A 6889-nucleotide genomic window follows, 5' to 3' on the forward strand; every position below is an offset into this window, starting at 1 on the left:
CGGTCACGCTCAACCGCCTGGATCTGGACAGTTTCCCGCTGCGCGGCACGGACTTCCGCTGGGTGCAGAACAACCCGTACGTCGGCTGAGGCCGGCTGGTGAGCGCCGGGCCGTCGACAGGGGAAGACGGTCGGCAGTGGCTCGCCGACGCAGATGTCGGCGGGCCCGTTCGGTGTCCGGCGCGCCAGGAACTAGGCTCCGACATTGTGCCGAACACGTCTGACACCGCATCGACCCCGCCCGCCGGAGACCCGAACTACCTGGTCGGGCTCGATCTGCGCGGGCGCAGAGTCGTCGTGGTCGGCGGCGGCACGGTCGCCCAGCGCAGGCTCGGTCTGCTGGTGGCCTCCGGCGCGGATGTCCACGTGGTCAGCAAGACGGTCACCCCGGCCGTCGAGGGCATGGCGACCGCGGGGCAGCTCACCGTCGAGCTGCGCGCCTACGCCGACGGCGATCTCGACGGCGCCTGGTACGCGATGGCGTGCACCGACGAACCCGGGACCAATGCCGCGGTGGTCGCCGAGGCGACCGCGAAGCGAATCTTCTGTGTGCGTGCCGACATCGCGCGCGACGGCACCGCCGTCACCCCGGCCACCGCGCGCTACGACGGGCTGACCCTCGGTGTCCTGGCCGGTGGCGCGCACCGGCGCTCGGCCGCCGTGCGCAACGGGCTGCTCGAAGCGCTGCAATCCGGCGTGGTGACCGATGATTCGGAGCCGGTGACCCCCGGTGTCGCCCTCGTCGGCGGCGGACCGGGCGATCCCGACCTGATCACCGTGCGCGGCCGCAGGCTGCTCGCGCGCGCCGACCTGGTGGTCGCCGACCGGCTCGCGCCGCCGGAACTGCTCGCCGAACTGGGCCCGCACGTCGAGGTGATCGACGCCGCGAAGATCCCGTACGGCCGCTCGATGGCGCAGGAGGCGATCAACCGCGCGCTCGTCGAAGGCGCCAAGGCGGGCAAGTTCGTCGTCCGGCTCAAGGGCGGCGACCCGTATGTGTTCGGCCGCGGCTACGAGGAGCTCGAGGCCTGCACCGAGGCGGGCATCCCGGTGACGGTGGTGCCCGGCATCACCAGCCCGATCTCGGTGCCCGGCGCCGCGGGCATCCCGGTGACCCATCGCGGGGTGACCCACGAGTTCGTCGTGGTCAGCGGGCACGTCGCCCCCGACCATCCGGATTCGCTCGTCGACTGGGCCGCGCTGGCCAAGTTGCGCGGCACGCTGGTGCTGATGATGGCCGTGGAACGGATCGACAAGTTCGCCGACGCGCTGCTCGCCGGTGGCCGTCCGGCCGACACCCCGGCTGCGATCATCCAGGAGGGCACGCTGCGCACCCAGCGGGTGGTCCGTGCCGATCTGGCCACCGTCGCCGAGAAGACCAAGTCCGAGGGCATCCGCCCGCCCGCGATCATCGTCATCGGCCCGACGGCCGGTTTCGGGCTGGACTAGCTTCACGGGCCGCGCACCCGTGCGTTGCCACCCCGCCAATTACACTGCCTCGTTGTGCTCGAGAAACCCGCTGCGACGATGCAGTATCCGGTGACGAAGCGGGCCTTCGGCCTCGCCATCCTCGTACTGAGCGGCCTGCAGTTCATGGTCGTGCTCGACGGCACCGTCGTGATCTTCGCGCTGCCGCGGTTGCAGGAGGAGATGGGGCTGTCCAGTTCGGGCAGCGCGTGGACGGTGACCTCCTACGGCCTGACCTTCGCGGGGTTGATGCTGCTCGGCGGCAGGCTCGGTGACGCGTTCGGCCGCAAACGCATGCTCATCTACGGCGTCGGGCTGTTCACGGCCGCCTCGCTGGCCTGCGGCCTGGCCACCGGCGAGGCGATGCTGCTGATCTCGCGCGCCTTCCAGGGCGCTGGCGCCGCGATCGCAGCGCCGACCGCGTTCGCGCTGGTCGCGACGACCTTCGCGCCGGGCCCGGCCAGGAACCAGGCGATCGCGATCGTCGGGTCGATGGCAGGCATCGGCTCGGTGGGCGGCCTGGTCGTCGGTGGCGCGCTCACCGAGTTCTCCTGGCGCTGGATCTTCCTGATCAATGTGCCGATCGGCGCGCTGATCGTGCTCGGCGCGATCTACAAGCTCACCGACACCGCCCACCACCGCACCCCGCTCGACATCAAGGGCGCGATCCTGGGCACGCTAGCCTGCGCGACGATCGTGTTCGGCGCGACCGAGGGCCCGGCGATGGGCTGGGACAGTCCGGTGATCCTCGGCTCGCTGATCGGCGGGTTCGCGCTGCTGGTGATCTTCGTCCTCACCGAGCGCCGCGAGTCCGATCCGCTGCTGCCGTGGTCGCTGTTCGACAGCCGCGACCGGGTCGCCACCTTCGCGCTGATCTTCCTGGCGGGCGCGGTGCTCGGCGCGATGACGTTCTTCGTCGCGCAGCTGCTGCAGAACGTGCTCGGTTACAGCCCGCTGCAGGCCGGTGTCGCCTCGATCCCGTTCACCATCGGCATCGGCGTCGGCGGCGCGGTGGCGTCCAAGGCGGCGCTGGTGATCGCGCCGCGCTGGCTGCTGTCGGCGGCGGCGGTCGTGCTGGCCTGCGGGCTGCTGTTCGGGTCGACGCTGGACCGGCACGTGCAGTACCTGCCGACCCTGCTGGCGCTGCTGCTGGTGATCGGCTTCGGTGTCGGTGTCGCCATCGTGCTGGCGCCGCTGTGTGTGCTGGTCGGGGTGCCGCCGTCGAACATCGGCCCGCTCTCGGCGGTCGGCCAGATGTTCATGAGCCTGGCGACGCCGATCGCGATCGGCCTGCTCAGCCCGATCGCCGCCTCACGCACCCTCTCGCTCGGCGGTCGCGACGGCTTGGCCGCGAACATGACCCCGACCGAGATCGACGCGCTCAACAGCGGGTACGCGCTGGTGCTGCTGGTGTGTTCCGGGCTGGCGGTGCTGGCCGCGCTCGTCGCGCTGACGTTGCGCTACACCCCGCAGCAGCTGGTGCAGGCCCAGCACGCGCAAGAAGAGGCTCAGCGGAGCTGATCACAGGCGGCCGACGACCCGGCGCGGGGTGATCCGGACGATGACGCGCTCGCCGTCGTGCACGGAGGCGGGATTGAACTCGCGGTAGGGCTTGCCGGTGTACTTGAGCGACATCTCGTCGGGCAGCTCGCGCTCCGGATCGGGGACGGTCGTCGCCGTGCCACGGATCTCGGCGTAGAGGAACGGCTGCTCGGGCGGGTTCACCATCACCGTGATCCGGGGGTCGCGCACCAGGTTCTTGGCCTGCTGCCGCTCGACGGTGGTGGAGAACAGCAGCTCGTCGCCGTCGCGTTTGATCCAGACCACGGTCAGGTGCGGATGCCCGTTCGCCCCGAGCGTGGCGATGGTCGCGTAGACCTTCTCCTCGTCCAGATACGACTTCAGCTCGTCGGAAAGCACTGCGGTATCAGTCACGCTCCGGAAGAACGTTCCGGAGTTCCCTGGCATTCCTGCGGCGGCCCAACGGCGGCGGAATATCGCTTGTGCCATGGCCTTTCCGGTGCCACCGGATCGATGCCGGAATCGTCACACCGAAACCGGTTGTCGGGTGGCGTGGGTGGGCCGACACTGGAATCCATGACGTCGTCGCTGGATCTGCTCGACCGCTGGACCGCCTTGGCCGGCCCGGACTCCGTACAGCTCGGGGCCGGGATCATCGCCAGATACGCCGAGCCGCACCGCCGGTATCACACGGTCGCCCACCTGCGGACGATGCTCCATGCCATCGATGAACTGGCGGACAGCGCAACAGATATCGACGCCGTTCGCTACGCCGCGTTCTTCCATGACGCGATCTACGCCGTCGACCGAGCCGACAACGAGGAACGCAGCGCCGACCTGGCCCGCGATGTCCTCGAATCCCTCGGCGCCGGAAAGGAACTCGTCGCGGAGGTGGTGCGGCTCGTGCTGCTCACCCGCGGGCACGACTCCGAAGCGGGCGACGCCAACGGCGCGGTGCTCTGCGATGCCGACCTGGTCGTGCTCGGTGGCGAACCGGACAGTTACGCGGCCTACGCCGCCGCTGTGCGGATCGAATACGGGCACGTGCCCGACGATCTGTTCCGCTCCGGTCGCGCGGCGGTGCTGCGGGCGATCGCGAATCAGCCGGTGCTGTTCCGGACCGCGGCGGCGCGCGCCCGCTACGAGGAGCGGGCGCGCGCGAATCTCGCGGCGGAGCTGGCGCGGCTCACGCGATGACGTCGGTACGCCAGGCGTCGGCGGCTGGGCGTTCCCGTTGATCATGGTGTCAGTGCAGACCTTGCGAGGCGGCCATCCTTGCCATGGCTTGGGAGCCGGGGTGGTACCGCACCCGGTAGCGGACCGGGAAGAGGCCGGGCACGGGCACCAGCTCGACCTCTGTGGCCAGGACGTGCCACGGCACGCCGAAGGTGGCGCCGGTGTCGACGTTCGTCAATGAGACGTTGTGGGCGTGCGGTAGCAGCGTCGGGACGGTGTCGGACCATGGTGTGACGGTGGTTTCGATGCCGTCGTTGCCACGGATGTGCATCAGCGTCGCGGCGTGGTCCTCGATGAGCTCCGCTTCGAGATCGGCGCGCAATCCGTCGTGCTGCATGGTGTACACCTGGGCGGCCAGCTTCGATTCGGCCGAGCGGATCGCGGGCCACGCCGGGTGGTGGCGCGGCACCGTGAACGGGACGAGTCTGCCGTGCTCGTCGAGGGTGTAGGGCACCGGCGACACCGGGCGCACCGCATCGTCGAACAACCCGCGCGCGACCTCTACCAGCTCACGTACCCGGTGCGGTGAGGTCGCGAAACCGACGAACACCCCGACATTGCCCGGCACGAAAATGATCGGCTGCGCACCCGCTTTCGCACCGAGACCGGCGATCCAGCCCGCGGCCAGTGGCAGCGCGCCCGCATACCTCTCCCCGTCCTCGTCGGCCAGGTACAGCACGCCCTCCGCCGGATCGAAGACATCGACGATCGCCGACCCGAGTTCGGACATATTGGCGCGAGCGGTATCGAACACGGTGTCCGCGTCCACGCCCCAGGTCACCAGGTGTTGCGGCGTCACGGATTCCATCGACGTCGGCCTGTCGATCACCACGCGCTCCATCAGGCCGGGGAGCAGTGGTCGCCAGATGGTGTTCTCGGCGATCGACAGGCCCTGCACCCGCGTCGCCAGTTCGCCCGCCTGCCGGATCACCGGTCGCAGACGTGGGGCGACTGTCGCCCAGGCGAGTCCGGTCGAGTCGTCGCCGACATTGTCGATCAGGCGGTTCAGCTGGAACATCAGGACATCGCCCGCCAGTTCCCGCGGTGCCGCGCTGACGGCACGGTATGGGGTGGCCAGGTTGATCTGTGCCCAGCCACCCGCCGGGGTGGCGTACGTGATCGCGAATTCCGCCGCGTCGAACTCGGCGGAGACGATGCCGGGGCGCGCCCGCACGATCGCCAGCGCCCACTCGCCGAACGCCGCGTAGTCGTCGGAATCGCTCCTCCGCTTTCCGAAAACGCCACTGAGAAAACCCATTCGAGCCCTGCTCCACTCCACTGTTGGTCCCTGACCCGGACGGGCGCCGGTGCGCCGTCGCGACGCCACCGGGGCCGGATCGTTGTCACGTTCTCCCGGGCGAGCCGCAGCAGAACCGGCGAACATTACCCGCATGGGATGCGAATTGTGCTGGGGGACAGGATCTTGCGGCCGTGTCGAGGCCGCGACCGGGCCATCGGCTACGAATCGGCCGGCGCGTGCACCTCGTCAGAAGCCCTCGGCAGCCGCGACGAGGTGGACTGGCGGAGTCGGCGTGCGTTGCCGAGTCCACCGTCGGGTGGTGGCGCAGGTCAGCGGTGGAGCGCGCCGCTGGATTCGATAGCGGCGGAGAGGAGTTCGGCGACGCCGCGCTGGCCGGCCAGGGTCGGGTGGTAGGGGAGCAGGGTCTGGTCGGCGACGAGCGGGTCGAACCAGCGCTCAGACGGGTCGGCGCACATGCCGAGTGCGGGTGAGGCCGCGATGGTGTCGATGTAGACGGCGCCGTGCGCGGCGGCCTCGCGGGCGACGACGGTGTTGAGGCGGGCGAATTTGGACTGGATGTAGGCGGCGTCGGCGGGAAGCAGGCCGAGCATGGCCGGGCAGCTCGTCTCGCCGAGGTAGGTGGGCCAGCCGTCGACGAAGATCCTCGCGTCGGGTGCGCGGCGGGCGATGTCGGCGAGTGCGGTGGCGTAGGCGGGGGCGATCGCGTCGATCTTGCGGTCCCACTCCGGATCCGCCGCCGCCGCGCAGCCGCCGGATGCCGCGGCCGCGTGGCAGTTCAGGATGTACCGCGTCATGTCGGCGTCGTTGGCACCGATGTGCACGGTGACGATCTCGGTCGCGGGCCCCAGCGCGTCGAATTGCGGTCCGACGCCGGGTGTTTGGGAGGCGTAGAGGTCGGGGATCTTCGCGGAGCTGCACGTGCGGTCGTCCAGGGCGAGGCCGAGACGCTCGGCGACCAGCCGGGGAGCATTGGTGGTGGAGCGCACGCAGCGCAGTGGCGCCTCGAGGTCGAAGTTGGCGGCGCCGGTGGTCGCGGCGCCGGAATCACCGAGCGCCACATACGCCGTCCCGTTCGCGACCGGGGGCTCGGCCTGTGCAGGTACGAGCGGCAGTGCCGAGAGCGTCAATGCCGCGGCGAGCGCGCGCAGGCTGTTCTTCATCGAACGGCGGGGATCCACATCGCGAAGAGTAAGACGATGTGCCCCAGGCCACAACCTTCGCTCGACAGCGGGTGGCCGCCGCTCTCGCGAGTGCGATGGCCGCGCGGCGCGGACAGGCAGGCCGGGAGGTCCGCCGCCGACAGCGCCGCGAATGAGGTTCTCCGGCGCCTACCGGCTACGCCTACGCGCCCGCCCGGGGCCCCGCCCCCGGGGGGGGGGGGGCGGCGAGTACCGGGATGCCCACG

6 protein-coding genes are annotated in these 6889 nt (G+C 70.4%); 3 read left to right on the forward strand and 3 right to left on the reverse strand.

The window, feature by feature from the left end:
* The first annotated feature begins 206 nt into the window (after positions 1-206).
* The gene (cobA, locus tag ACFWPJ_RS20575; RefSeq protein WP_378853619.1) at positions 207-1448 is read left to right on the forward strand and encodes a uroporphyrinogen-III C-methyltransferase; all 1242 of its coding nucleotides are present in this window, start codon (positions 207-209) and stop codon (positions 1446-1448) included.
* Positions 1449-1526: 78 nt separating this feature from the next.
* Entirely contained in the window at positions 1527-2987 is a 1461-nt protein-coding gene (locus ACFWPJ_RS20580) for an MFS transporter (RefSeq protein ID WP_378853629.1), read from the forward strand.
* Here the strand turns inward: ACFWPJ_RS20580 and ACFWPJ_RS20585 are convergent, their stop codons facing one another.
* Complete coding sequence (locus tag ACFWPJ_RS20585) at positions 2988-3401, reverse strand: PPOX class F420-dependent oxidoreductase (protein WP_378853621.1); 414 nt, start codon at positions 3399-3401, stop codon at positions 2988-2990.
* A gap of 162 nt (positions 3402-3563) precedes the next feature.
* Here ACFWPJ_RS20585 and ACFWPJ_RS20590 point away from each other — a divergent pair, with 162 nt between their 5' ends.
* Positions 3564-4184 (forward strand): metal-dependent phosphohydrolase, encoded by a 621-nt coding sequence (locus tag ACFWPJ_RS20590; RefSeq protein ID WP_378853623.1) that lies wholly within the window; start codon positions 3564-3566, stop codon positions 4182-4184.
* A 49-nt stretch (positions 4185-4233) separates the two neighbouring features.
* On the opposite strand, the gene ACFWPJ_RS20595 is transcribed toward ACFWPJ_RS20590, so the two are convergent.
* Together ACFWPJ_RS20595 and ACFWPJ_RS20600 are read right to left on the reverse strand one after the other, a co-directional pair.
* A complete protein-coding gene (locus tag ACFWPJ_RS20595; protein WP_378853625.1) occupies positions 4234-5481 on the reverse strand; it encodes a hypothetical protein in 1248 nt (415 codons plus the stop codon).
* A gap of 311 nt (positions 5482-5792) precedes the next feature.
* Positions 5793-6662 (reverse strand): SGNH/GDSL hydrolase family protein, encoded by an 870-nt coding sequence (locus ACFWPJ_RS20600; RefSeq protein ID WP_378853627.1) that lies wholly within the window; start codon positions 6660-6662, stop codon positions 5793-5795.
* Between the last annotated feature and the right edge of the window lie 227 nt (positions 6663-6889).

The sequence above is a fragment of the Nocardia sp. NPDC058497 genome (assembly GCF_042720195.1).
Taxonomy (GTDB): Bacteria; Actinomycetota; Actinomycetes; order Mycobacteriales; family Mycobacteriaceae; genus Nocardia.